Annotated in this window: 19 protein-coding genes and 3 pseudogenes; 16 read left to right on the top strand and 6 right to left on the bottom strand. The window is 56.7% G+C overall.

Annotated elements, in window-relative coordinates; all coding sequences use genetic code 11:
- Nucleotides 1-54 precede the first annotated feature (54 nt).
- The 4 genes from QOM08_RS17485 to QOM08_RS17470 are packed head-to-tail and all read left to right on the top strand — an operon-like array spanning nt 55 to nt 5,633.
- On the top strand, nt 55-1,962 hold the full coding sequence (locus QOM08_RS17485) for a sigma-54-dependent Fis family transcriptional regulator (RefSeq protein ID WP_316911912.1): 1,908 nt from the start codon (nt 55-57) through the stop codon (nt 1,960-1,962).
- Entirely contained in the window at nt 1,962-3,680 is a 1,719-nt protein-coding gene (locus tag QOM08_RS17480) for an ABC transporter ATP-binding protein (protein WP_081352487.1), read from the top strand. Before QOM08_RS17485 ends, QOM08_RS17480 begins: the two co-directional genes overlap by 1 nt.
- Nucleotides 3,670-4,347 carry a S8 family serine peptidase gene (locus QOM08_RS17475; protein ID WP_081352488.1) on the top strand — a complete coding sequence of 226 codons (678 nt, stop codon included), beginning with the start codon at nt 3,670-3,672 and terminating at the stop codon, nt 4,345-4,347. The genes QOM08_RS17480 and QOM08_RS17475 overlap by 11 nt, the downstream gene beginning before the upstream one ends.
- Complete coding sequence (locus QOM08_RS17470) at nt 4,344-5,633, top strand: NAD(P)/FAD-dependent oxidoreductase (protein ID WP_163854328.1); 1,290 nt, start codon at nt 4,344-4,346, stop codon at nt 5,631-5,633. The genes QOM08_RS17475 and QOM08_RS17470 overlap by 4 nt, the downstream gene beginning before the upstream one ends.
- Before the next feature lie 99 nt (nt 5,634-5,732).
- On the opposite strand, the gene QOM08_RS17465 is transcribed toward QOM08_RS17470, so the two are convergent.
- Complete coding sequence (locus QOM08_RS17465; RefSeq protein ID WP_081352490.1) at nt 5,733-7,223, bottom strand: aldehyde dehydrogenase family protein; 1,491 nt, start codon at nt 7,221-7,223, stop codon at nt 5,733-5,735.
- 463 nt (nt 7,224-7,686) lie between these two features.
- Between QOM08_RS17465 and peaA the strand changes: the two genes are divergently transcribed.
- The 11 genes and pseudogenes from peaA (at nt 7,687) to ccmI (ending at nt 19,283) form a co-directional block, all read left to right on the top strand.
- The gene (peaA, locus tag QOM08_RS17460; RefSeq protein WP_163854326.1) at nt 7,687-9,267 is read left to right on the top strand and encodes a quinohemoprotein amine dehydrogenase subunit alpha; all 1,581 of its coding nucleotides are present in this window, start codon (nt 7,687-7,689) and stop codon (nt 9,265-9,267) included.
- Nucleotides 9,268-9,348: 81 nt separating this feature from the next.
- Nucleotides 9,349-10,779 (top strand): quinohemoprotein amine dehydrogenase maturation protein, encoded by a 1,431-nt coding sequence (peaB, locus tag QOM08_RS17455; protein ID WP_081352492.1) that lies wholly within the window; start codon nt 9,349-9,351, stop codon nt 10,777-10,779.
- Nucleotide 10,780: 1 nt separating this feature from the next.
- Nucleotides 10,781-11,104: a quinohemoprotein amine dehydrogenase subunit gamma gene (gene qhpC / locus QOM08_RS17450; RefSeq protein WP_081352493.1), complete on the top strand. Its 324-nt coding sequence runs from the start codon at nt 10,781-10,783 to the stop codon at nt 11,102-11,104.
- A gap of 24 nt (nt 11,105-11,128) precedes the next feature.
- The gene (peaD, locus tag QOM08_RS17445) at nt 11,129-12,247 is read left to right on the top strand and encodes a quinohemoprotein amine dehydrogenase subunit beta (RefSeq protein ID WP_081352494.1); all 1,119 of its coding nucleotides are present in this window, start codon (nt 11,129-11,131) and stop codon (nt 12,245-12,247) included.
- A 384-nt stretch (nt 12,248-12,631) separates the two neighbouring features.
- Nucleotides 12,632-13,765 (top strand): annotated as a pseudogene (locus QOM08_RS29170) (chemotaxis protein); the annotation flags it as partial.
- Between the two features lie 150 nt (nt 13,766-13,915).
- Nucleotides 13,916-14,695 (top strand): methyl-accepting chemotaxis protein, encoded by a 780-nt coding sequence (locus QOM08_RS29165; RefSeq protein WP_410479149.1) that lies wholly within the window; start codon nt 13,916-13,918, stop codon nt 14,693-14,695.
- 165 nt (nt 14,696-14,860) lie between these two features.
- Nucleotides 14,861-15,616 carry a heme ABC transporter permease gene (locus tag QOM08_RS17435; protein ID WP_081352495.1) on the top strand — a complete coding sequence of 252 codons (756 nt, stop codon included), beginning with the start codon at nt 14,861-14,863 and terminating at the stop codon, nt 15,614-15,616.
- On the top strand, nt 15,613-15,789 hold the full coding sequence (gene ccmD, locus QOM08_RS17430) for a heme exporter protein CcmD (RefSeq protein WP_003199159.1): 177 nt from the start codon (nt 15,613-15,615) through the stop codon (nt 15,787-15,789). The genes QOM08_RS17435 and ccmD overlap by 4 nt, the downstream gene beginning before the upstream one ends.
- The gene (gene ccmE / locus QOM08_RS17425) at nt 15,786-16,241 is read left to right on the top strand and encodes a cytochrome c maturation protein CcmE (protein ID WP_081352496.1); all 456 of its coding nucleotides are present in this window, start codon (nt 15,786-15,788) and stop codon (nt 16,239-16,241) included. The genes ccmD and ccmE overlap by 4 nt, the downstream gene beginning before the upstream one ends.
- Before the next feature lie 3 nt (nt 16,242-16,244).
- On the top strand, nt 16,245-18,233 hold the full coding sequence (locus QOM08_RS17420; protein WP_081352497.1) for a heme lyase CcmF/NrfE family subunit: 1,989 nt from the start codon (nt 16,245-16,247) through the stop codon (nt 18,231-18,233).
- Nucleotides 18,234-18,291: 58 nt separating this feature from the next.
- Nucleotides 18,292-19,283 (top strand): annotated as a pseudogene (ccmI, locus tag QOM08_RS17415) (c-type cytochrome biogenesis protein CcmI).
- A 165-nt stretch (nt 19,284-19,448) separates the two neighbouring features.
- Here the strand turns inward: ccmI and QOM08_RS17410 are convergent.
- The 3 genes and pseudogenes from QOM08_RS17410 to QOM08_RS17400 form a co-directional block, all read right to left on the bottom strand.
- Nucleotides 19,449-19,699 (bottom strand): annotated as a pseudogene (locus QOM08_RS17410) (3-hydroxyacyl-CoA dehydrogenase family protein); the annotation flags it as partial.
- Between the two features lie 322 nt (nt 19,700-20,021).
- Nucleotides 20,022-20,564: a cysteine hydrolase family protein gene (locus tag QOM08_RS17405; RefSeq protein WP_163854320.1), complete on the bottom strand. Its 543-nt coding sequence runs from the start codon at nt 20,562-20,564 to the stop codon at nt 20,022-20,024.
- Nucleotides 20,565-20,655: 91 nt separating this feature from the next.
- Entirely contained in the window at nt 20,656-21,546 is an 891-nt protein-coding gene (locus tag QOM08_RS17400) for an MBL fold metallo-hydrolase (RefSeq protein WP_039012782.1), read from the bottom strand.
- A gap of 237 nt (nt 21,547-21,783) precedes the next feature.
- Between QOM08_RS17400 and QOM08_RS17395 the strand changes: the two genes are divergently transcribed.
- A complete protein-coding gene (locus QOM08_RS17395; protein WP_041020831.1) occupies nt 21,784-22,794 on the top strand; it encodes a GlxA family transcriptional regulator in 1,011 nt (336 codons plus the stop codon).
- A 35-nt stretch (nt 22,795-22,829) separates the two neighbouring features.
- Here QOM08_RS17395 and QOM08_RS17390 read toward each other — a convergent pair whose 3' ends face one another.
- Both QOM08_RS17390 and QOM08_RS17385 read right to left on the bottom strand, forming a co-directional pair.
- Nucleotides 22,830-24,833, bottom strand: a complete 2,004-nt coding sequence (locus QOM08_RS17390; protein WP_163858855.1) for a TonB-dependent receptor — start codon at nt 24,831-24,833, stop codon at nt 22,830-22,832.
- Nucleotides 24,834-25,020: 187 nt separating this feature from the next.
- A complete protein-coding gene (locus tag QOM08_RS17385) occupies nt 25,021-25,410 on the bottom strand; it encodes a DUF2946 domain-containing protein (RefSeq protein WP_080766460.1) in 390 nt (129 codons plus the stop codon).
- Nucleotides 25,411-25,526 lie beyond the last annotated feature (116 nt).

Raw genomic sequence — 25,526 nt, 5'->3', positions numbered from 1 at the left:
GTGCCGCGTCAGCAGACGCAGAACGGTGAAAGAATTAGCTCGGAGCTCACCAGAATGCTCAAGAAAACAATAATAAATAATCTTCGGCCCGAAGTCCACTTGGCCCGCGAAAAGCTTCATCACGATGGGGTCATTCCCAATGGATTGTTGCGTGCTGAAATTGATGCCTCATGGCGACGTAGCGTGGAACATGGCGTGTCCTTCAATGATGGATACGAACTGGAGCAGCAATCCCGTTCGAGTGTCGAGGATTTAAATGCTACCAACTGCGTGCTGATTGACGCCGCGCTGCCAGTAATCGACTACCTGGCCGAGCGTCAGGGCAAGACAGGGCTGATTGTCCTTGCCAATGCAGATGCGACCATCCTGACTGTCGAAGGTCGCGTCGATCGCCTCGAGAGTATAGGCATGAGCGTGGAGGACATCACCCTCGGCGCGTGCTGGAGTGAAGCCGTTCGCGGTACCAACGCACTGGGCACCGCACTAGTCGAAGCCCGTCCGATGACGATTGATTGCGGCGAGCATTTTCTTGACCGCCTAAACGGAATATCCTGCTCTTCCGTCCCGATTTACTGTCCTCAAGGCAATCTCCTTGGCGTGCTCGATTTGACCCGCGAGGGGCCGCTTGGACGCGTTCAAGAGAGCACTGCACTGCTGACTATGGCCGTCAGTCAGATCGAAGGTCGAGTATTCAACCGCAGCTACCCAGAGGAAATAGTCCTGGCGTTTCACTGCCGCCGCCAATATCTCGAATCATCCTGGCAGGGGCTGATGGCGGTAAGCTTGGGAGGGCAAATTCTTGCGGTCAGCACCCAGGCGTGTCAACTGCTCAATACTGAACGTTCGATGTTAATCGGTAGGCGTTGTGAAGAGTTTCTGGGCGTTGATGGCGTGCAGCTGTTATCAAGGTTGCCTCAGGGTAGAGTCGGTAGTCTGCAGACCGCGAAAGGTGAATTCTTTTACAAAATTCTGCGTTCGCCGCAGCGCTCCAACACCATAAGCATCCCGTCGCACAGCACCGTTAAAGGCACCAAAACACCACCTCTACTTGAATCTATGGCCGGTACTAATACCCGTTATGCCCGCGCTTTGCGGATGGCCCGTCAAGGCTTGGCTAATGAATTGCCAGTTTTACTGTTGGGCGAAACCGGCACCGGCAAAGAGGTTATCGCCCGCGCGTTGCACATGGCTGGTAGCCGCTGCGAAAAGCCTTTCGTGGCAGTGAACTGCGCGGCAATTCCGGAAGGACTGATCGAGTCGGAGCTGTTTGGGTACCGGGAGGGTGCCTTCACTGGCTCTCGCCGTGGCGGTATGGTGGGGCGTTTGCAACAGGCCCATGGCGGTACCTTGTTTCTGGACGAAATCGGCGACATGCCGCTGGCCTTGCAAGCGCGACTCTTACGTGTTTTGCAGGATCGCATAGTGGCCCCGCTAGGTGCCGGCGAAGAGCAGAGCATCGACATAGCGCTGATTTGTGCCACTCACCGCGACCTTAAACGCCAAGTGGAAGACAAACAGTTTCGCGAAGACTTGTTTTACAGAGTTAACGGCATCTGCGTCATGCTCCCGACCCTGCGCGAGCGTGACGATGTTGCGTTGCTGTTGACTCAGTTGTTGGTCAGACTTGATGCACCGAATGTATTTTTAGACGAGGATCTGAATCGTTTGCTGCTGGACTATCATTGGCCAGGCAACTTCCGGCAATTAGAGACAGTTTTACGTACAGCGCTGGCCATGCGCGAGCCGGGCGAGAGCATTTTGACTTTAGAACATTTGCCCGACAGCATGCTGGATGAACTTAACGCCAGCGAACGGCCGCCGTCCGGCAGTATCCGTATGAATGAGCTGGAGCTGATTCGCCAGTCCCTCGACACCCACCACGGGAATGTCTCGGCTGCTGCCGACACCTTGGGAATCAGCCGAGCGACGCTGTATCGTAAACTCAAGCAATTGCGTTCTTGATGCAGCGCCTGATCGTGCGGCTGATTGACAGCCAAAACCCTGAAGCTCTGCAAGCGGCGCTGAGCTGGCTCTACAGTTTTGTCCGGCCTCACAGGTTGGCAATCATCGGTCTGCTTGGCTTGTCGATCTGTGCCTCAATGCTGGTGCTGGTTCAACCATGGCTGACTAAACTGCTGATCGATGATGGGTTGCTGGCGCGCGACTTTTCCATGCTGGTGCTGATCGCGGGGTTGATGATCGTCGCGGGGCTACTCGGAACGGTGTTGTCAGGCATCAATCGTTACCTGCATACGCGACTTTCCGGGCGGATTCTGTTCTCGTTGCGTGACGACGTCTACCGACACCTGCAAACCCTGTCGCCGAGCTTCTACGGGCAGCGGCGGATCGGCGATTTGATGTCGCGACTCGACGGTGATGTCGCCGAGATTCAGCGCTTCGCCGTTGACTCACTGTTTTCAGCGGTATCGAGTGTGGTGGGTCTTGTCTGCGCCATCGCCATGTTGCTGACGCTGTCATGGAAACTCTCGCTGTTGGTAGTGGTGCTGATCCCTCTCGATGTACTCTGGCTGCGATGGATGCGTCGTAAGGTCGAACGCGATGTACGGCAGTTGCGCGAGCGTTCGGCGGACATGTCGTCGTTCATGGTCGAGACCCTGCCGGTGATGAAGTTCATTCAGTCCGCTGGACAGCAGCAACGGGAGTCACGCCGACTGGAGACGCTCGGGCAGGGCTACATGAGCCAGTTGTTGCGCTTGCAAGTCACCGAGTTTTTCACCCAGGCGGTTCCCGGCACGCTGACCTCATTGTCCCGGGCCTGTGCATTTCTGATCGGCGGTTATTGGGTGGTGCAGGGGACGTGGCAATTGGGGGCGCTGATCGCGTTTTCGACCTATTTGGGCATGGCGGTCGGGCCGGTCCAGAGCCTGCTCGGCCTGTACGTAGCGATTCAGCGGATGACGGTCAGTCTCGGGAGAGTCATGGAGCTACGTGGTGAAGAGCCCACAGTTGTCAGCCCCGTCATGGCGAAACCGATACCGACCCTCGGTGATCTGCGTTTCGACGACGTTCACTTTAGCCATCCCGGTCGTCAGAGCACGTTGCGAGGTATTGATGCGCGAATCCCTTATGGCTTGAAAGTCGCTCTGAGCGGTGGCTCCGGCGTCGGTAAGTCGACGTTGATCGATCTGTTGCAACGGCATCATGATCCGCAATCGGGCCGGGTATTGCTGGGCGATGTTGACCTGCGAGAGCTGGACCTGCTTGAACTGCGGCGGCGGATTGCCGTGGTCAGCCAAGATATTGTCCTGTTTCGTGGCAGCCTCGCGGACAACCTGGCCTACGCGGTTCCTGACGCCAGTCGCGAAGCCATAGCCGAAGTGGCGCGGCTGGCGCAACTCGACAGCTTAATTGCCTCTCTGCCTGAAGGCCTCGACAGCCCGTTGGGCGAGAGCGGTCAGCAGTTGTCCGGTGGACAGAAACAGCGCATAGCTATTGCCCGGGCGTTGTTGCAGGATCCGCTGATTCTGGTGATGGACGAAGCGACGTCGGCGGTGGACGAAACCACCGAGCGCGAAGTTATCGAGGCCATTGATCAACTGTTTGTCGGCCGCACGCGGATCTTGATCAGTCATCGTCCCTCTACCTTGGCCGATGCGGATTTGCGTTTCGAATTACTTGATGGCGTGCTCACGTCTAAAACGGTGTTACATGAAGCCTGAGCTGCGTATCGGTGTGGTGGATAGCGGGCATTCGGCAACACAGCGAGTGCAGGTGATTTCCGCGCGTCGTTTCTCGTTGTTGGCTGATGCAGTCGACGAAAGCGATGCGCTCGACGACGCGCTCGGCCACGGCAGTGCGGTAATCGAAGCCCTCAGTCGAAGTGCGCCTTCAGCACTTTTTTGCGTGGCTCAGGTGTTTGATCGGCGAGGTGTCACAAGTGCCTTGCAGATAGCTAAGGCGATTGACTGGCTGGTGGCTCAAAACGTGCGTCTGATTAATCTGAGTCTTGGCTTGCGCCAGGACCGCGAGCTGTTGCGCAATGCGTGCGCAGCAGCGGTGGCGCGTGGCATTCTGCTGTGTGCCTCAAGTCCCGCGCAGGGTGAAGGCGTCTTCCCGGCGAATTATCCGGGGGTGCTGCGGGTGACGGGCGATGCTCGTTGCGCCGAACGGGAGTGGTCGTGCCTTAACAGCCCTCAGGCGGATTTTGCAGCGTGTTGTCGCGGAGGCAATCCCGCCCAATCTGGAGCCAGTCTTGGCTGCGCAGCGTTAAGCGGTCATATAGCCGGATTTCTCATTGCACAGCCTGATGCGAACAATGATCAAGTCATTGGCTGGCTGCGGGAAAACGCCAGCTATTACGGCCCTGAATGGCGAGTGGGAGCATGATTTTAGTTCTCGGTGCGGGCCCGGCAGGTGCTACGGTTGCCTTGGGGCTGCAGCGCCTCGGCTATCAGGTAACATTGGTCAGTGATTGGCGCCGATTTGCGGCGCTGGAGGGTGTTTCAGTGCGCGTACTGGACGCCTTGCGCAGTGCTGGTCTACACCAAGCGCTGGCATCTTCGGCCTTGCCGTCTCAGCGTCAGGTGCTGTGGAACGGGCAGCAGCACGCGCAGAATATCGAATTTCTATTGGATCGTCCGAGCTTCGACCGAGGTTTGCGTGAGGATCTGCGTTTGGCTGGAGTCCAATTGATTGAGGGGCGCGTGTTAGGCGTTCGAACCACGGCGACCGAACACCTGGTCGAAATCGAGGGCCGTGAAACGCTACGAGTGGACTTTTTAGTGGAGGCTCGTGGGCGTCAGGCGCCGGCGCTCGGCAAAGGCCTGCGCGGACCGGAAACGATCAGCCTGCTGAATCGTTGGCAAGGCGTGCCGGGCGCTACGGCCAGTGCGGTAGAAAGCCTGGCCGGCGGCTGGGCATGGATGGCACGACATGCCGATGGTCAGTGCTACTGGCAATGGACGGTGGATGTCGCCAGCACTGACTTGCCCGGCAAAGCGAAGCTGCTGGATTACTGTCGTCATCAGCGCCGAAATTCGGTGTTGGCGCAGGCATTTTTTGGTACTGAGCCGTCAACCGATGTGCAGGTACACGCCCGCAGCAGCACGGCAATTTTGAGCCCGCGGGTGTGCGGCGATCATTGGATACGGGTGGGGGACGCAGCGATGGCGGTAGACCCATTGTCAGGCAACGGGATATTTCAATCGCTGTCTTCCGCGTTGCAAGCGCCAGCCGTGATTAATACATTGTTGCGTAAACCTGAGCGGGCGGCGTTGGCACAGCGGTTTCATCAGCGGCGAGTGGAGCAACTGTTTTTACGATTTGCACGAATTGGCCGGGATTTTTACATTGATGAGCAGAGATGGCCGCAGTTGCCATTCTGGCAAGCCCGCCGACAATGGCCTGACATCGAACTTGCCCATGCCGAGGCGGATTTCAGTGCCCTCAGCATTAAGCGTGCGCCCGTACTGGACGATGGTTTTGTCAGTGAGGCTGAAGTGGTGGTTACGGCAGATCAACCCTTGGGGGTCTGGCATGTTCACGGAATTGAGCTGGCGCCGTTGATACGGCGTTTACGCTCGGAACCCGTGAAGCAGGTAATGGCAGGGTTGACGGTAGAACAGGGCAGGATGATCAAAGGATGGTTGTTGGCTCAGGGCTTTAAACCCTGAGGTTAATCTTGACGGGGGAATACATTTCCCCGTCAAGATTGTCTGCCGATTCAAAAAGTCGTTGCGAATCAATCAAGCGAACTTCGCTCAATCGTGCCCTTATAACTTGATCAACACCGATTTCAGCTCGGTGTAGTGTTCAATCGCCGCAAATCCCATTTCCCGTCCTACCCCGGACATCTTGTACCCACCAAATGGCAGAGCCGGGTCTAGCGCGCTGTGGCAGTTGACCCACACCGAGCCCGATTTGATCCGCGGAATCATCCGGTGTACCGCTGCAAGATCATTCGACCAGATGCTTGCGCCCAATCCATAAGGGCTGTCATTGGCCATACGCAACGCATCGGCTTCATCATCGAACGGGATGGCCACCAGCACCGGGCCGAAGATTTCTTCCTGCACCAGTGAGTGCTTCTGATCGACATCGACGATCACCGTCGGCTTGACGAAGAACCCCGGCCCGAACTGCTCACCACCACAGGCGATGGTCGCACCGCTTTCCCGGCCCTTTTCGATGTAGCCGTAGACGCGCTCCTGCTGGCGGGCCGAAATCAACGGGCCCATTTCGACGCTCGGATCCAGACCGTTGCCCAGCTTCATGGCGTTGGCGATGTCGCTGATGTCCGCCACCACATTGTCGAAATGCTTGCGCTGTACATACAGCCTGGAACCTGCGCAGCAGACCTGGCCCTGATTGAAGAAAATCGCGCTGGCCGCCCCGGCCGCAGCGGTTTTCAGGTCGGCGTCGGCCATGACGATGGTCGGCGATTTACCGCCCAGTTCCAGGGTGACCCGGGTCATGGAGTCCATGGCGATCTTGCCGATCTGCTTGCCCACGGCGGTGGAACCGGTGAACGTCAGCTTGTCCACCAGCGGGTTGTGAGTCAGCGCCGAACCGGCAGTGATGCCGGTGCCGGTGACCACGTTGAACACGCCTTCGGGATACCCGGCCTCCAGTACCAGCTCGGCGAGTTTCAGCGCGGTCAGCGGGGTTTCGTCGGCGGGTTTGAGCACTACGGTGCAGCCGGTGGCCAGGGCCGGGCCGAGTTTCCAGCAGGCTAGCAGCAGCGGGAAGTTCCAGGCGACGATGGCGCCGACCACGCCCACCGCTTCACGACGGATGAAGCTGTGGAACTGGTCGTTGGGCATCAGCGGTACCGACACGTCAACAGTGGAACCTTCGATCTTGGTCGCCCAACCGGCCATGTAGCGCAGGAAGTCGATGGCCAGTTGCACGTCCATCACCTGGGCCACCACCGCGCTTTTACCGTTGTTCAGGCATTCCAGTTGCGCCAGCAGCTCGGCGTCGCGCTGCATCAGGTCGGCGAGTTTCCATAACAAATTCTGCCGCTCCCGGGGGCGGGTGCGGGTCCAGGCCGAATCGTCGAACGCCTGGCGGGCGGCAAGCACCGCGCGGTCGACATCCGCAGGCGTTGCCCGTGGCACCACGCACAGCACTTCGCCGGTGGCCGGGTTGTGCAGGGGCATGGTCTGGCCGTCGGCGGCCTCGACCCAGTCACTGCCGATCAGCATGCGCGGGGCACGCTGGATGAAAGCCGTAGTATCAGGAAGTAGACAGGTAAGCGACATAATTAAACCTCTTTTGTTGGTGTGAAGAGGTCTGTCGCAATGGTTGTGCCAGTTACTTTTTTAATGGGGAAAGGCTCGATTTTGCGGGGCTGAGAGCAATTCATCTGGTGCTCCTGGTTTAACCGAATGTCGTATTTTGAGACGACGTGAGACATCTAGGTAATACTCCTGATACAGCGCCATAACGTGGTGGTCGGCAGGTGTTCACGCTAACAAGCAACGTACATATCTCAGAGTGAAACAGTTGTCGCGAAGTAAAACAGATGGCAGTGAAGGTAGTGTTGAAAAATAACCTCGCCGTTACCGATATACCGCGTATTTCGCTAAGTATCCAAAGTTGGCACGTTCTGTGTATTCATCATCGTAGGCGTGCTTTGTTTCGACCTGCCCAAGACCGCCGAAACAAAAAAACTTAAACGTGAAAGTAAAAAAATAAGAACGCACCGTGCGAGGTTTGACCTTGATGAAGAAAAAACTCCGATTGGGCCTGAGTACTAGTCTGGTATGTATAGCCGCGTGTGTGGCGCTGCATTCACCATCCAGCCTGGCTGCTCGCGACGCCAAGACTATCCTCAGCGAAACCTGTCGAGGTTGTCACACACCTGAAGGTAATGATGCCCTGAGTCGTATCAGCCATCAGCGTAAAACACCGGAAGGCTGGCTTATGACAATCGCAAGGATGCAGGTCATGCATAGCGTGCAGATCAGTGATGAAGACCGCCGCACCCTGGTTAAATATTTAGCCGATACCCAAGGCTTGGCGCCAAGCGAAACGGAAGGCGTGCGTTACGCGTTAGAAGGCCGCCTCAATACGGTAGAAAAATTCGACGATCAAACCAGCCAGATGTGTACCCGCTGCCACTCGGGTGCGCGGGTCGCGCTACAACGTCGTCCGGCCCAGGAATGGGAGCATCTGGTGAACTTCCATCTTGGACAGTGGCCATCGCTTGAATACCAGCTTTTTGCGCGGGATCGAGAGTGGTTCGACATTGCCCGCAAAGATATGGTGCCGCTGTTGGCCAAGCGTTATCCGCTGGACAACCCGGCCTGGAAAAAATGGCTGAGCAGTGCGCCGAAGACCGAAGCGCTGGTCGGTGACTGGAGCTTCAGCGGCCACTTGCCGGGCAAGGGGGAATTGTCCGGTGTGATGAGCGTCATGGCCGATGGCCGCGACACGTTCAAGGTCAGCGTCAAAGGCCAATACGCCGACGGCAGCCCGTTCAATGGCGATGGCAGCGCGATTCTCTACACCGGTTACGAATGGCGCGGCAACGTGACCATCGACGGAGTGACCATGCGCCAGGTGTTCGCCGCCCAGGGCAACGCCATGCAGGGGCGGATGTTCGAGGCGGAGCACGATGAACGAGGTCTGGACTTCATCGCCGCCAAGCAAGGCAGCAGCCGTTTGCTGGCGGTGCAGCCGGGTTACATGAAGGTTGGCGGCGAAACTGAAGTGACCCTTGTCGGCAGCGGTCTCACCGGTAAACCGAACTTCGGCAAAGGCGTGGAAGTGGTCGAAGTCGTCGAGCAGAGCCCTGAGCGCATCAAGGTCAAACTCAAGGCCGCTGCCAATGCTCAACCGGGTCTGCGCACCGTCACCGTCGGCACGCTGAAAGGCCCGACCCTGTCGGTCTACAGCACAATCGCCGAAGTCAAAGTCGTGCCCGAGTTCTCAGTAGCGAGGATCGGCGACGGCGGTGGTTCGACACCGAAAGTCCAGGGCCGTTTTGACGCCGAAGCCTGGGGCAAGGGCGTGGACGGCAAGCCGTATCGTATCGGCGTGTTCCCGGCGCAGTGGTCGGTCGAGGCCTTCGACGATCGCGCCAAGGAAGACGAGGACGTCAAGTTCGCCGGCACCATGCAGGCTGACAGCGGCGTGTTCACACCGGGCGATGCCGGGCCAAACCCGCAGCGTAAAATGTCCACCAACAATGCCGGCAACCTCAAGGTGATCGCCGCCGTCGACGACGCAGGGAAATCCCTGACCGGCGAAGGCCACATGATCGTCACCGTGCAACGCTGGAACAATCCACCCATTCCATGAGTTGGCTGATTCGTAGGATTTCAGACACTTTTTCGGAATGATCGCAGGCCCCGTAGTACGGGGTTTGCACAGGAGGTTGCAATGGGCGCTATTTTGAATCTGGTCGAGCGGAACCTGCACGAAGTGCACGTCGATGCCGACCGCATGCTGTTTCACATCCCCAGCAGTTCGCTGTTCGCCAGCGATGAGCTGACCGGCACTATCATCGATACCTTGCGCGGTCCCGGCTGTTCGTCGGACGACCTGATCCAGCGTTTGTCTTCACGCTTCAACGGCGAAGAAATCACCGAGACCTTGCGTGAGTTGATGTCCCTGGAGCTGGTCAGCGACGGCTCGCCGCTGACCCCGGATATTGGCACCAAACGGGTCGAGCGCACCGCGATCAATACCGTGGTGCTCAACGTCAACACCGGCTGCAACCTTAGCTGCACCTACTGCTACAAGGAAGACCTCGACAAGCCGTCGGCCGGCAAGAAAATGGATGTCGAAACGGCTATTGCGTCAGTGGAAATGCTGCTGCGTGAATCCCCGGATGAGGAACGCTTTACCGTGGTGTTTTTTGGTGGCGAACCGCTGAGCAACCGCAAGCTGATCGAATACATGGTCGATTATTGCGAGAAGCGTTTCCGCGAGGCGGGCAAGTTCGTCGAGTTTGTCATGACCACCAACGCCACGCTGCTCACCGAAGAGACCGTGGACTATCTGAACGCCCACCGTTTCGGGCTCTCGGTCAGTATCGACGGACCGAAAACCGTGCACGACCGCAACCGCATCACCGTGGGCGGGCAGGGCACGTATGACGTGGTGCGGCGCAAGGCTGAGATGCTGCTGTCCCGCTACAACAGCCGCCCGGTCGGTGCGCGAGTGACCCTGACCACCGGCGTCACCGACGTCGAAACCATCTGGGATCACCTGTTCAACGAGCTGGGGTTTGCCGAAGTCGGTTTCGCTCCGGTGACCTCCGGCGATATCAGCACCTTCAACCTGACCAGCGACGAGCTGATCGAAGTTTTCGCCAGCATGAAGAGGCTGGGCCGGCGTTATCTGGAGGCGGCACTTGAGCACCGCAACATCGGCTTCTCCAACCTGCATCAGTTGATCACCGACATCCACGAAGGCCACAAAAAAGCCCTGCCGTGCGGCGCGGGCCTGAAGATGCTGGCGGTGGATCACAAGGGCGAACTGAACCTGTGCCACCGCTTTACCGGCTCGTCGCTGCCGACCTTCGGCAACGTGCACGGCGGGGTGAAACAGGTTGAGCTGAACGACTTCCTGTCCCAGCGCCTTGACCGCAGTAATACCGGTTGCGAGGACTGCCAGATCCGCAACCTCTGCTCCGGCGGCTGCTACCACGAGAGCTACGCCCGTTACGGCGACCCGACCCACCCGACCTATCACTACTGCGAACTGATGCGTGACTGGGTCGACTTCGGCATCGAAGTCTACACTCGGATCATGGCTCACAACCCTGCGTTTATCAGCAGTTATATCACTCCGCGCAAGGCTCACTGATATGAAACATCTCAAGGCAATCAATAATAAAGCGTTGAAACTAGATGAAGCCGCGGCCGAAAACCGCATCGAAGAAGTGGTGGCGATGAGCTCTGTTGCGGGCTGTGCCTCGACCACCGACCCGGGTTGGGAAATCGATGCGTTTGGGGGGGTGTCGTCGCTGTGCCAGCCGATGGAAGCTGACCTTTATGGTTGTTCTGACCCTTGCTGGTGGCCGGCCCAGGTGCCCGACATGATGAGCACGTACCCGGACTGGAACAAGGACGCGCAGGCCTCGAACGAGAGCTGGCGCAACCTCGGGACTGTCTTTCCAAAAGACAAATAATCGGACAGAGAGAAGGATTCCAGCATGCACAGCATCAAAGCCTGCGGCCTGGCCGTGTTTGTCGTCCTGAGCGTCTGTTCGTTCAACGTTCTGGCCGATGAAAACACCGCACTTAAAATTGGTCACGAGTACATGGTGACCCCCAATTACCCTAATAACCTGCACGTCATCGACCTGGCCACCGATACCCTGTTCAAGACCTGCAAGATGCCAGACGCCTTCGGTCCGGGCACCGTGCAGTTGTCGCCGGATCGCAAGATCGCCTACGTGCTGAACAACCACTATGCGGATATCTACGGCGTCGACCTGGACAGCTGCAAGCAGGTATTCCACGCCAGCATCAGCCAACGGCCTGGTGAAAAAGCGAAGTCGTTGTGGGCCTTTACGGTTAGTCATGACGGCAAGGAACTCTTCACTGTTGCCAATCCGACGTTGATGCTCAACGACCGCTACGTAGTACAGCAACCTCGACTTGATGTTTATGCCACCGACGCCGGGATGGACGCCAAACCCGTGCGCAGTTTTCCGGCGCCCCGACAGTTGTCCGTTATGCAGAGCGGCGACGACGGCACGCTCTATGTCGCGGGTGCGGACATCTATAAGGTCAATGTTCAGACCGGCAAGTTCGACGTGCTGATTCCCAGCCGCAATTGGAAAAGAGCCAATTACAGCGCAGCGGACGTACTTTACGGTTGGCCCCATCAAACGTATCGTCGAGACTTTTCTGTGCTATACACAGCGGCGAAGTACAAGGATAAAAAGCAGGACCCCGCCACCGCTGAGTATGTGTATGGGCTATTTAGTGTTGACTTGAAAACCGGTAAGGCCGAAACCACTGATTTCGGTCCTCTGACAGAGATCTACTTCACCGGGATGCGCTCGCCGAAGGATTCGAACCTGATGTTCGGTGTGCTGAATCGCTTGGCAAAGTACGACATCAAGGAGAAAAAATTACTGCAGGCCGCGACGCTGGATCATTCCTTTTACTGTATTTCCCTTAATAAGGACGGCAGCAAAATTTACTTGTCGGGCACGCTCAATGATATCGCTATTTTCGATGCCGACAGCATGAAACAGATCGGCAATATCAAATTGCCTGGAGGGGATATGGCGTTGGTTACTTCGCAGGTGTTCATTCGTTAGAAGATCCCCGTAAATAATAAAGGGCAAGGCGCTGTTGCGTTGCAATCGCAACAGTCGTCTTGATATATAAAAAGTTTTTAATATGAGCCTTCCAAGCTACAGGGGTGTGCCGCAGACAGAGCCGTTATAAGCGATGATCATCGGTTCGGCATTCGACTGAGATGGCTCAACGTATGCGGGTGGTCTTGGATCGCACTGATTTGATTCTTACTCCGGCTGGGCTAATGCAATTAGTTGTGTGTCGGCCGTGATGCTTCGCTTTCCTAAAGAGGACTGTTGCCCTTGTTCCCTAATCGACTTCCTATTCTATGGAAAATTACGTTGTTGACCGGTCTGTGCCTTCTGGCGGTCGTTGCTTTATTAGTGGGGCATGCGCTTTATCGGATGAGCGCAGACACATCACTAGTAAAGGCTAGCGTGGCACAAATGCTAGAAGCTGCAGCTCGGGAGCGCATGAAAAAAGAAGCTGAAGTACAAGCTCTTATGCTCAAAGGCTATTTGATGTCTTCTTATCAGGAAGGCTTAGTTTTCTCTCGACAAGTCCTGCAGCAGCGGCGCCAGGCGCAGACCCTGCGACTGAGTGCGCAGACCCTGCGAGAAAATCTCTATCATCAAGTTAAGCAGACACTGGAGGCCAACCCTCAGCTGCTTAGTCTTTATGTAGTGTTCGAGTCAAACGCTATCGATGCCAGCGACGATCACTTCATCAATCGTGGTGAGCTAGGCAGTAACGAGACTGGTCGCTTCGCTCCCTATTGGGTACAGCGAGCAGGTAAAATGAGTGTTCAAGTCGCATCTGAAGCGTTAATTTCAGATACCACGCCTATGCTAGATGGTTCTCCTTTTAATACTTGGTTTAATTGTCCAAAGAAAAATCTTAAGCCTTGCCTTCTCAATCCATATTTCGATGAGAGTTCAGGCCAACGGATGCTAATCACAACCTTGGCTTTTCCTGTAATAGATGATGGTAAGATCCTAGCGGTTGTCGGTATGGACATTAGCCTAGATAACCTTCAACAACTCGCTGCTGCTGGCAGCCAAGATCTGTATCACGGTTTGGGTTCCGTTAGCATTGTTAGCTCCGCTGGTCTGCTCGCTGCACACAGTAGTGATGCGAGCCTACTCGGCCAAAATCTAGCGAGGGCTTATCCGGATGACGCCAACGCCCTATTGGAGTCGCAGCGTCTTGGGATAGCTCGAGAGCAGCAGGCTCAGGATAATTTACGGTTGGTTGCGCCAATGGTGCCCATTCCGAATAGTGAGCCTTGGGCTTTATTGCTCGATGTTCCTATGTCGTCTCTTCTGGCCCCGGCCTTGTCGTTGCAGCAAGACTTAGATAGCCGCAATGAAAAACGTGCATTGTTGGAATTGTCGCTCGGCGTCGCTGCAGCAACTATCGGCTTGATATTGGTTTGGCTAACGGCTTTGGGTGTGACCCGGCCGATCTCACGTGTAGCTGCCTTGCTCAAGGACATTGCTGTCGGCGAAGGAGACCTTACACGCCGTCTGGTTTATACGCGTCAGGATGAACTAGGCGAACTGGTGGGGTGGTTCAATCGCTTCCTAGATAAACTTCAACCTGTGATCAGCGAAGTAAAACGCTCGGTGCAAGAAACTCGCAATACCGCTGATCAGTCCACCATCATTGCTAATCAAACCAGCTTGGGTATGCAGCAGCAATATAAAGAGGTGGATCAGGTTGCGACCGCGTCGCAAGAAATGACCGCGTCTGCCCATGAGGTTGCGCACAGTGCTGCCCAAGCTGCCGATGCAGCTCAAGGAGCCGACTTGGCCACCCTCGAGGGCCTCGACGTTATAAGTAATACGACAACTGCCATCGAGCATTTGGCAAACGAGATGAGTGTGTCTATGGAAGAAATACGAGATTTGACTAGCCGGAGCGATCAGATCAGCTCAGTGCTGGATGTGATCCGTGCCATAGCCGAACAAACCAATCTGCTCGCACTAAATGCCGCCATTGAGGCGGCGCGAGCTGGCGATGCGGGACGGGGTTTTGCAGTAGTCGCAGATGAGGTACGAAACTTGGCCCGACGCACTCAGAGCTCTGTTCAAGAAGTTCGCTTAGTGATTGAGGGACTGCAGAAGCGTACCAAGGATGTTGTCAGCTCTATGGATAGCAGCTATAGCAAGGCTCAAATCAGCGTCGGACAGGTGGCATTGGCAGTGGTCGCTTTGCGGCGCATTGGTGACGCAGTGTCCATCATAACTAACATGAATTTACAAATAGCTAGCGCTGCTGAGGAGCAAAGCGCTGTAGTTGAAGAAATTAACCGAAACGTCGCTACGATTCGCGATGTTACCGAGTCGCTTTCTACTCGGGCACAGGAGTCCGCCAAAATCAGTAACACCCTGAACGGCCTTGCAAACCATCAACAGGCACTAATGGATCAGTTCGTGGTGATTTCAGGGACCTCCGATAGTCGGTGATTTTTGACTCTTTTTTTCACTTAGGCTCGGTTTGGCTTGCTTATGTCTGAGCGCCAGCGGCATCAGCGAGTATCCAGAGGAGATAGCAATCAACTCGATGAGGTAGCCGTCGGGATTCTTCGACGATGTCTATGCGAGGCGTATCCAGTAGATATGAAAACAGCAATGAACTGGACCTGGTTTCATAAGCTCGGCTCACCCAAGTGGTTCTACGGCATCAGCGGCAAACTGCTCCCTTGGTTGAGTCTCTTCGCGCTGCTATTGATGGGTTCTGGCGTGGTGTGGGGCCTGGCCTTCGCCCCGCCGGACTACCAGCAGGGCAACAGCTTTCGCATCATTTATATCCACGTGCCCACGGCCCTGCTGGCCCAGTCCATCTATGTGATGCTGGCGGTGTGCGGTGTGGTCGGGCTGGTGTGGAAGATGAAACTGGCCGACGTCGCCCTGCAATGTGCCGCCCCCATCGGCGCCTGGATGACCGCCGTGGCGCTGGTCACCGGGGCCATCTGGGGCAAGCCGACCTGGGGTTCGTGGTGGGTCTGGGATGCGCGGCTGACGTCGATGCTGATCCTGCTGTTCCTGTACTTCGGTCTTATTGCGCTGGGCAACGCCATCAGCAATCGTGACAGCGCGGCCAAGGCCTGTGCGGTGCTGGCGATTGTCGGCGTGATCAACATCCCGATCATCAAATATTCGGTGGAGTGGTGGAACACCCTGCACCAGGGCGCGACCTTCACCCTGACCGAAAAACCGGCGATGCCCGTCGAAATGTGGCTGCCGCTGTTGCTGACGGTACTGGGCTTCTACTGTTTCTTTGGCGCGGTGCTGTTGCTGCGCATGCGCCTGGAAGTGCTCAAGCGCGAGTCCCGGGCCAGTTGGGTGAAGGCCGAAGTACAGAACAGCCTGGAGGCCGCTCGATGAGTTTCGCTTCATTCGGCGATTTCCTCGCCATGGGCCATCATGGCCTGTATGTCTGGTCAGCCTATGGCATTTGCCTGGTGGTGCTGGCCCTCAACGTGGCGGTGCCGATCCTGGCCCGCAAGCGGTATCTGCAACAAGAGGCGCGTCGTCTGCGCCGGGAGAACGGTCAGTGAATCCGCTGCGCAAAAAACGTCTTGTCATCATTCTGGCGATCCTGGTGGGTGTCGGTGCCGCGGTCGGCCTGGCTCTCAGCGCCTTGCAGCAGAACATCAACCTGTTCTACACCCCGACCCAGATCGCCAATGGCGAAGCGCCGAAAGACACACGCATCCGCGCCGGCGGCATGGTGGAGCAGGGCTCGCTGGTGCGTTCCGGGGATTCGCTGGACGTGAAATTCAATGTCACCGATTTTAACAAGACCGTGACCATCGCCTATCGCGGCATTCTCCCGGACCTGTTCCGCGAAGGGCAGGGCATCGTCGCCCTGGGCAAGCTCAACGCTGACGGCGTAGTGGTCGCCGATGAAGTGCTGGCCAAGCACGATGAGAAATACATGCCGCCGGAAGTGACCAAGGCCCTGAAAGACAGCGGCCAGTCGGCACCCGCGCCTGTGAAGGAGGGCTGACCGATGACGGCTGGTATCTTTATTCCCGAGTTGGGCCACCTGGCGATGATCCTGGCCCTGTGTTTCTCCCTGGTACAGGCCGTGGTGCCCTTGCTCGGCGCCTGGCGTGGCGACCGGTTGTGGATGAGCCTGGCACAGCCGGCGGCATGGGGGCAGTTCACGTTCATGCTGTTCGCCTTCGGTTGCCTGACCTACGCGTTCATGGCTGACGATTTTTCCGTGGAGTACGTCGCCAGCAACTCCAACAGCGCCTTGCCCTGGTATTACAAGTTCAGCGCGGTGTGGGGCGCCCACGAAGGGTCGCTGTTGTTGTGGGCATTGATTCTCGCGGGCTGGACCTTCGCCGTCTCGGTGTTCTCTCGGCAACTGCCACGCGTGATGCTCGCCCGCGTACTGGCGATCATGGGCATGATCAGCACCGGTTTCCTGCTGTTCCTGATCGTCACGTCCAACCCGTTCGAGCGCATCCTGCCGCAGATGCCGATGGATGGCCGCGACCTCAATCCATTGCTGCAAGACATCGGCCTGATCGTTCACCCGCCGATGCTCTACATGGGCTACGTCGGTTTTTCCGTGGCCTTCGCCTTCGCCATTGCCGCGTTGCTCGGCGGGCGCCTCGACGCCGCGTGGGCACGCTGGTCGCGCCCGTGGACCATCGTCGCCTGGGCCTTCCTCGGTGTCGGTATCACGTTGGGCTCCTGGTGGGCCTACTACGAACTGGGCTGGGGCGGCTGGTGGTTCTGGGATCCGGTGGAAAACGCATCCTTCATGCCTTGGCTGGTAGGTACCGCGCTGATTCACTCCCTCGCCGTCACGGAAAAGCGCGGTGTGTTCAAGAGCTGGACCGTGCTGCTGGCCATCGCGGCGTTCTCGTTGAGCCTGTTGGGCACGTTCCTGGTGCGTTCCGGCGTGCTGACGTCGGTGCATGCCTTTGCCTCGGACCCTGAGCGCGGTGTGTTCATCCTGATGTTCCTGCTGTTCGTCGTTGGCGGTTCGCTGACGCTGTTCGCCCTGCGGGCGCCGGTGGTCAAGAGCCAGGTCGGCTTCAACCTCTGGTCGCGGGAAACCCTGCTGCTGGGCAACAACCTCGTGTTAGTGGTGGCGGCGTCGATGATCCTGCTGGGGACGTTGTACCCGCTGGTGCTCGATGCACTGTCCGGCGCCAAGCTGTCGGTGGGGCCGCCGTACTTCAACGCGTTGTTCATCCCGCTGATGGCGATCCTGATGGTGGTGATGGCCATCGGCATGCTGGTGCGCTGGAAAGACACCCCGGTCAAGTGGCTACTGGGCATGTTGACCCCGGTGCTGCTGGGCACGGCCGCCCTGGCCGTGGTGGCCGGCGTGGCCTACGGCGATTTCAACTGGGCGGTGCTGGCGACGTTTGTACTGGCGGCCTGGGTGTTGCTGGCCGGTGTCCGGGACATCTTCGACAAGACCCGCCACAAAGGCCTGATCAAAGGCCTGCCATCCCTGACCCGCAGTTATTGGGGCATGCAGATTGCCCACCTGGGTATCGCCGTCTGCGCCTTGGGCGTGGTGCTGTCCAGCCAGAACAGTGCCGAGCGCGACCTGCGCCTGGCGCCGGGGGAGTCGATGGACCTGGGGGGTTATCAGTTCGTGTTCGAAGGCGCCAAGCATTTCGAAGGGCCGAACTTCACCTCTGACAAAGGCACTGTGCGGGTCATTCGCAACGGCCAGGAAATCACCGTGCTGCACCCGGAAAAACGCCTCTACACCGTGCAGAACTCGGTCATGACCGAAGCCGGGATCGATGCCGGGTTCACTCGCGATCTCTACGTGGCCCTGGGCGAGTCCCTGGGCGACGGCGCGTGGGCGGTGCGCGTTCATGTCAAGCCGTTCGTGCGCTGGATCTGGTTCGGTGGCTTGCTCACCGGCCTGGGCGGGGTGCTGGCGGCGCTGGATCGGCGTTATCGAGTCAAGGTGAGAACCCGGGTGCGTGAAGCCCTGGGCGTGACGGGAGCCACTGCATGAAACGTTGGTTGATGGTATTGCAGCCAGCATCTCGATCTGCTCTTGGATAAAACCATGCATGATTAATTTCTGGCTCGCCGCAGGTCTGCTTCTCCTAGTTGCCTTGAGTTTCCTGTTGAACCCCCTGTTGCGTGGCCGTCGCGCCCAATTGGAAGAAGACCGTACCGCGCTCAACGTGGCTCTGTATCAGGAGCGAGTGGCCGAACTACAGGCCGAGCGAGAGAAGGGCGTGCTGAACGCCGCGCAACTGGACACCGGTCGCGCCGAAGCCGCTCGTGAACTGCTCGCCGACACCAAGGGCGCCGATGCGCCGCGCGAATCCCGGCCAGGCAAACCGTTGCCGTTGCTCGCCGCCGTATTGGTGCCGGTGTTGGGCCTGGCGCTGTACCTGCATTTCGGCGCCAGCGACAAAGTCGAATTGACCCGCGAGTTTGCCCAGGCGCCACAGTCCATGGAAGAAATGACCTTGCGTCTGGAGCGCGCGGTCACGGCAAAACCGGATTCTGCCAAGGGCCTATATTTCCTAGGTCGGACCTATATGGCCGAGGATCGCCCGGCGGACGCGGCAAGGATTTTCGAGCGAACCGTGGCGGTCGCGGGCCGTCAGCCGGAGCTGTTGAGCCAGTGGGCCCAGGCGCAGTATTTTGCCGATGGCAAGAAATGGTCGGATAAGGTCCAGGCCTTGACTGACGAAGCGCTCAAGCTCGATCCCAAGGAGGTCACCAGCCTCGGCCTGTTGGGCATCGTCGCGTTTGAAGGCGAGCGCTATCAGGAGGCGATCGACTACTGGAGGCGTCTTCTCGCGCAGCTGCCGGAAGGTGAAAAATCCCGTGAGGCGCTGCAGGGCGGCATCACCCGGGCCACCGAGAAGCTGCAAGCCAGTGGCGGCCGCAGTTGAAACCATCGAACTTCCCCGAAGTCCAATTGATGGCGCGCGTATCCCGAGCCGGCCAGCCGATCGTGGGTGAGTGGATCGGCCTTAGTGCACCGTTGCAAAGCGGCACTGGCAGGTTGCAAAAGCTGACTATTGACACGTCGGAACGGCAATAGGCGGGATGAGCGTATGAACACTTGGAAAGAAACGAGGCACTCCTGTCTCGACTCCTCGTCACGTCTGGCCTCACGACTTCAACCATCTAATAGCTTTTCATTGAGTTTGAGCAATGATCTTCCTCTGAACTGGCGCATAGATTTGGTTTTAGCCGCTGATAATGCTCATGTGTAAAGGTGAAAACCAGGTCCTGTTTGCGTCCTAGATAGCCAGCAGCGACCATTTCTTTTAGCAACGGAGCAGGCCGGTATTTACTGTGGTTGAAGCCTTCACACAAAGTCTCAAGGATGGCCAGCACAGTGTCCAGGCCGATCAGGTCCGCCAATGCCAGCGGGCCAATCGGCTGGTTACAGCCCAAGCGCATACCCGCGTCCATGTCTTCGGCGCTGGTGCGACCCTCCTGAAATATAAATATTGGCGGGATTGTTGAGGCTTGTCGCGAATGCACATGTCGACCGCATGACTGTTGTTCGGCCTTGGCTGCGTAAGCTGAGCGAGGCGGTTCAAGAAACGGTTATTTTCTCGAGGCCTGCCGGTATCCAGCTTATCGTGCGCTGCAAATCAGGCTTGTTTAAAAAATTAGCATAATCAGCTAGCGCACAACCAAGGTTAATGGGTAATACCCCATTCAATCTGAGACGATGGATGCTTGGTACGACGCCGGCGCCATCAGATTGTTTGTGCATGATGTTGAAAGCCAGGGCCCCGAAGGGGCCCCAGAGTCAAGTCGACACCCGCTAGGCCGATAGATATTCGTCTACCGGTTTGACGGTGGCATAGCCGAACTCAAACGCTGCCATTATCGTTGCATGCGCTTGAGCGGCAGGAACACTTACCCCGCCAAACGTGAGATCCAGCGTGGCGCAGGCATCATGCAGCACAGTAACTGCATAGCCCATGTCCACTGCTGCACGGACCAGCGCGTCGATGCACATGTGGCTCATCGCACCGATGACCACGATTTCTTGAATATCAAGGGCATCCAATTGCTGCTTGAGATCAGTTTCCCGGAAGGCGTTAATGTGCTTCTTGACGATGACAGGTTCGTCACCGACAGGAGCAACAGCGGATTGAATTTTCGCACCGGCGGTTCCTTTAGCAAAAATTGGAGCGCCTTCGACTGATTCATGCCGTACGTGAAAAATTGGAATACCTGCATCCCGCGCGTGGGTGATAACCCGCAGCGCATTTGCGGCAGCGTGTTCGATGTCGGTTAGAGGCAATTTGCCAGTGGGCAGGTATTCGTTTTGTAGATCAACTACTACAAGACCTCGGTTCATGAACGATCTCCAGTCAAATGAACAACGTGATGATGTTTCTTGGGCCGAGCTGTTTGCGTGAGTCAATCAGCGTCAATGGCGGCCCAATAAATCAGAACTCCAGTGAAGCGCCGTCTTCCGGAATCGCTACACGGTTCTCAATACCGTGCTTTTTGACATAGGTGCGCAGTTCTTCACGAGTCAGGGACATGTGATTGATTGCATCCATGTGTACGGCGACGATCTTCGCGTATTTCGCAGCCTGAGCGGCGCGTAGAACATCTTCCTCACCCATGATGATCGACCCCTCATATCCGGTCATCATTGCCTTGCCTGCATTCAGTACGATCACTTCGGGGTGATACTTCTCAATGGTCTGGTCTACCTCTTTACGCCAGACCGTGTCACCGGCAAGGTAAAGGGTCTTGTAGCCTGGCGCTTGAAAGACCACCCCCATGGCTTCACCTAACGGCTTTGCCAGGGCTGGCACGGCATACATTTCATCTGTGCCATGTTGACCACCGGTTTTCGTAATTCTGACGCCGCCGAATTCAGCGTCGCCTTCCAGGACGCGCACATTCTTGAAGCCTTGTGAACGAATCAGCTTCGCATCGTCCTCATGTTGAGTGAATAAAGGGATGTCTTTAGGTAGGGCTTTTTGCGCGGCGTCGTCCCAGTGATCAAGGTGCGTGTGAGTGACGATCACTGCGTCGACGCCGGCGATAACCTCAGAAGGTGACTCGGTCAGATCAACCAATGGATTTCGAAGGTTACTGCGGTAGGTATTTTCAAATCCTGGGTAAGCGCCCTTTTTGGCGAGCATCGGATCGATCAGGAATGTCGTTTCACCGTAGGTGATTTTGGACGTCGCGTTACGAACTTGCTGTAGATCCATTTTAGGGGACGCGTCAGGTGCCGTTGGGGCATTTGTGCCCGCGAATGCCGACGTGGTCGCGGCTGCGCAAGCCATGCTTAGTGCAAAGCGAAGCGTTTTAAAACTCATGAATTCAGTCTCCAGTTGGTACCTCAAGGCTTCATTCTTGCTGAATGCTTTCAAGACTGACAGTGGCCTGAATGACATATTTCGATATAATCGGGCCAATCAGTTTTTCGTTTCCAGAACGGAAAGAGGGGGAGGCGACAGCTCAATTCAGCCTCTGCCAAGCATTTAACCGAGGGCGCGCGCCCAGATACCTGCGAGCGTAACGACAAGCCCATTGGGCCAAACCGAGGCTACCTGATGCATTCCATACGTGTTGCTGTCTTGGCTTTTGATGGCGTAAGCCTGTTCCATCTTTCTGTACCCGGGATGGTGTTGGGGGCAACTCAGTCCGCGCCTGGCGAACCTCATTACGAGATCAAATACTGCGCAGAGACGCCGGGAATGGTGGCAAGCGATCAAGGCCTCGGTTTAGAGGTCACTCAGGGCCTGGAATTGATGGCGGCATCTGACCTGATCATCATCCCGGCGTGGGGGGATCAATCGGTTTTTGCATCTACCGAACTGGTGGCAGCGCTTCAACTCGCCAATTCCGAAGGAAAGCTCATCGTTGGGTTGTGTCTAGGCGCATTTGTGCTCGGAGATGCCGGGCTACTTGATGGCAAGGAAGCAACCACTCATTGGACCGCCCGAGACGAGTTTGCGCGACGTTTCCCAAATGTTCGTTTCAGGCCAGAGGTGCTCTATGTCAGCGCTGAGAATATCGTGACGTCAGCAGGAACCGTGGCGGCAATCGATTGTTGCCTTCATTTGGTACGCGAACGACTTGGAGCCGAGGCCGCGAATCGCACCGCGAAAATGCTGGTCACTCCGCCACATAGGCAGGGGGGGCAAGCTCAATACATAGAATATCCTGTGCCGCATCTATCTAGAGAGACGCATTTGTCTGATGTACTGGAGTGGGCTCGGATGAATCTCTCCAATGATCTGACGCTCGACGTGTTGGCAGACATGGCGAAGATGAGTCGGCGCACTTTCACACGACGCTTCAGGGAGGCTACTGGCAGCACCGTCTCTAAATGGTTGAATGCCCAGCGCGTTGTCAGAGCGCAGGAGCTGTTGGAAACGACTGACCTACCCATTGAGTGTGTAGCGGGTGAAGCAGGTTTTGGCACCCCCTTATCCTTGAGGCAACAATTTGGCGCTCAGCTCGGCACCTCGCCTTCTGAGTACAGGCGAATGTTTTTTCGTGAAATGAGCCCGGTCCGAAAGACGAGCGACAGTGAGCACACTGCCGAACTGTCTAGCTAATGACTGAAACCGAAAAGCTTCAGTCATTATCGCCCCTAGAAATCCACGGTCACTCCGGTATAAAACGCGCGACCATCACCTGGCGAGTGCAGGGATGCCTGAGCACCGTCCGGGTCGTACCAGACGTATTCGTAATATCGGTTTGTGAGGTTCTTCAGTTGCAGATCGACGCTCACTGACCGCGTTACCTTGTAGGTTGCGCCAAGGTTCATCAGCACGTAGCCGCCATAAGTTCCCTTCGTGTTTTCCCGTTCAAGGTAGTAGTTAGTCTGACCGTTCATCCAGGCAGTCAGCTGTAATGCAGGTGTCGCGTCATAGCTGATGCCGGCGTTGTACAGGTGATGTGGGATATGGTCGATTTCCTGACCTTTGCTATTAGGCAGAGTGGCGCTCGGCTGGAGGATTTTCGAATACTGCCAGGAGTACGCCATCCATATTTCGGTACGATCGTTCGGGTGCAGGTTCATCTGCGAGTCATAACCCCACCGCCGAGTTTCACCGACGTTGTCTGACTCGCCACTGGGGTCGTTCAGCCGGCGACTGACTTCCCCCGAGGCCTCTTGCTGCCAATAGGCGACGCGTCCATCCACCCAGTCAGCCGGGGTGAACTTTATGCCTGTTTCCCAGCCCTCGTTGATCGAAGGGGCTAGGTCAGTATCTCTGGGTGGAATCTTGTAAGCCGCCGCCCCGGTGCCCACTTGAAAGGTACGCCCCCAGTTCGCATAGAAGCTGGCAACGTCCCACGGAGAATAGGCAACGCTGAACTTTGGCTGCTTGATCAGCCCGTAGTCGTTGATGTCGTAGTCTGTGCCGGTCATTTCGTTAGTGAAGTCGCCCTGGATCTTGTCGACCCGATACGCCGGTACGATCTTAAGTGATTCGAAAGGTTTGATTTCGGCCTGGATGTAAGCGCCGTAGGTGTCGAAGTCGAACTGCTGGTCGCGGGTGGTAGCTAGACGTGAGCGGTCTCTGGTGCGATATCGCTCACTTTTGTTTTGCTGCTGCTGTACGTCTGCACCACCTTCGAGGGCGAAATCGTAGAGCCAGCTGACTTCAGGTCGCCAGGTCAGGGAGGTGAGTGCGCCATATTGCGTCTCGTAGGCGTCGCGTTCCTGCTGAGCGCTTGTACTCCAGTATTGCGTCCAGCGCCTGTCATCGAAGGTGTTGACGTAGGCCTTCGCTGACCAGGCGAGGGTATCAGCCAAGTCTGTATCGAAATGCAGACTGACCTGGTTCATACGACGCGTACCCTTGTCAGTAGCGTTGAAGCTGTTGGTCATTTCCGGATGATGACGTGCATCTTCTTCAGCTAGATAACCTGGCTCCTGAGCCTCTGTTTCGTAGTGACGAGCAATAAGGCCGATACGGTAGCTGTCATCATCCGGCGTGTAGAACCATTTGCCCGACATCGAAAATTTGTCGGCCTCGGCGTGTTTGCGGTAGCCATCGGCTTTCTGATAAGCGAAGAAATAGTTCTGCGTCCAGTTGCTACCTTCGATGCCTTTGGCGAGTTGTGTTTCCTGAGTATTGAAGCTGCCATACCGCAGTCGCGCTTTGGTGTAATCACCCCCGGTGCGGGTGATCATATTGACGTTGCCAGCAATGTTGTTCAGGCCATAACGCGCATCGCTGGTGCCACGCACCACCTCGATGGCGTCCAATTCCATGGGAAAAATCATGTCCATGTACGGCATGTTGCCGTCATTGCTGTTGCTCGGGATGCCGTCGATCAGCAATTTGACCGCATTCACTTCGCCTTCGCCGTTGAAGCCGCGGAACGAGATTTTGCCCGAGGTTGTGCCTTGGTTGAACTCAGTCAGCATCACTCCTGGTGCGCGGCTGAACAGCTCCCAACTGTAGTTGACCGGCATCTTTTCAAGGATGTCAGCACCCAGAATATCAACTGAGCTAAGTACACCACTTGTGCTTAAAGGGTCGCTTGCCGAGCCCTGAATGCTGACCGCACCCAGGGTCAGGGTTGAATTTTCGATCTTGCTGGCTTCAGCTAATGCCACTGACAGCGGGCTCAACGCCAGCATGCCTATTGAAAACAGGGGCCATAGGGGACGAGACACAGACAAGGCCTTTGCTGGGCGCAAAGTAGTTGAAGCAGGCATAGCACGCACTTCCTGATGATCAAGAAACTTTTAGGGCGTTCAGCGTCCGTCGCAGGTCGCTAAAAGAATTTAAAGAGGGCAGCACCGCAGGTTTTAAGCGGTGTTGTGATCAGGCGAAAGGAGAGGCGCGTGGACTTAGACTGGGCCAACGAATCCTTGGATGCAGCGTCGGTAGTTCAGAATTTTCGAGGGCGGTATCGGGTGTGTATTGCGGTAGGAAATGGCGATAGTAGTCAGAGGGTAATGCTGCCAATCCTGCATGCCCACAGCAGCAGTCGCCGTGTTGCATGACAGGTTTCGATTGGGGTGACTGCAAGGCATCAATCACCTTGCCAAGATCTTTAGGAACGGCACTCGAGTTCCCGCCCGAACAGAACCCGCCCCAAAGCATCAGGTTCACGTCTGGCGTCTGCATCGCACGGCTCAGCGGCATGGCGAACATGTTCAGCAAGACGGCCAGGCATGCAATCCAGGGACGGATGTGTTTCAACGAACTCATAACTGAAATCGCCGCGAAGGGGCGGCTATTTAGCCCGCTTTATAGAGTGAAGTAAATTTTTCCTGGGTGCGCTATTTCGCCACAGGTCATATTGGATTGCAGGGGAGATGTCTGCG

This window comes from Pseudomonas sp. P105, from assembly GCF_032614175.1.
Taxonomy (GTDB): domain Bacteria; phylum Pseudomonadota; class Gammaproteobacteria; order Pseudomonadales; family Pseudomonadaceae; genus Aquipseudomonas; species Aquipseudomonas rhizophila.
This window is presented reverse-complemented; position numbering and strand designations above follow the sequence as displayed.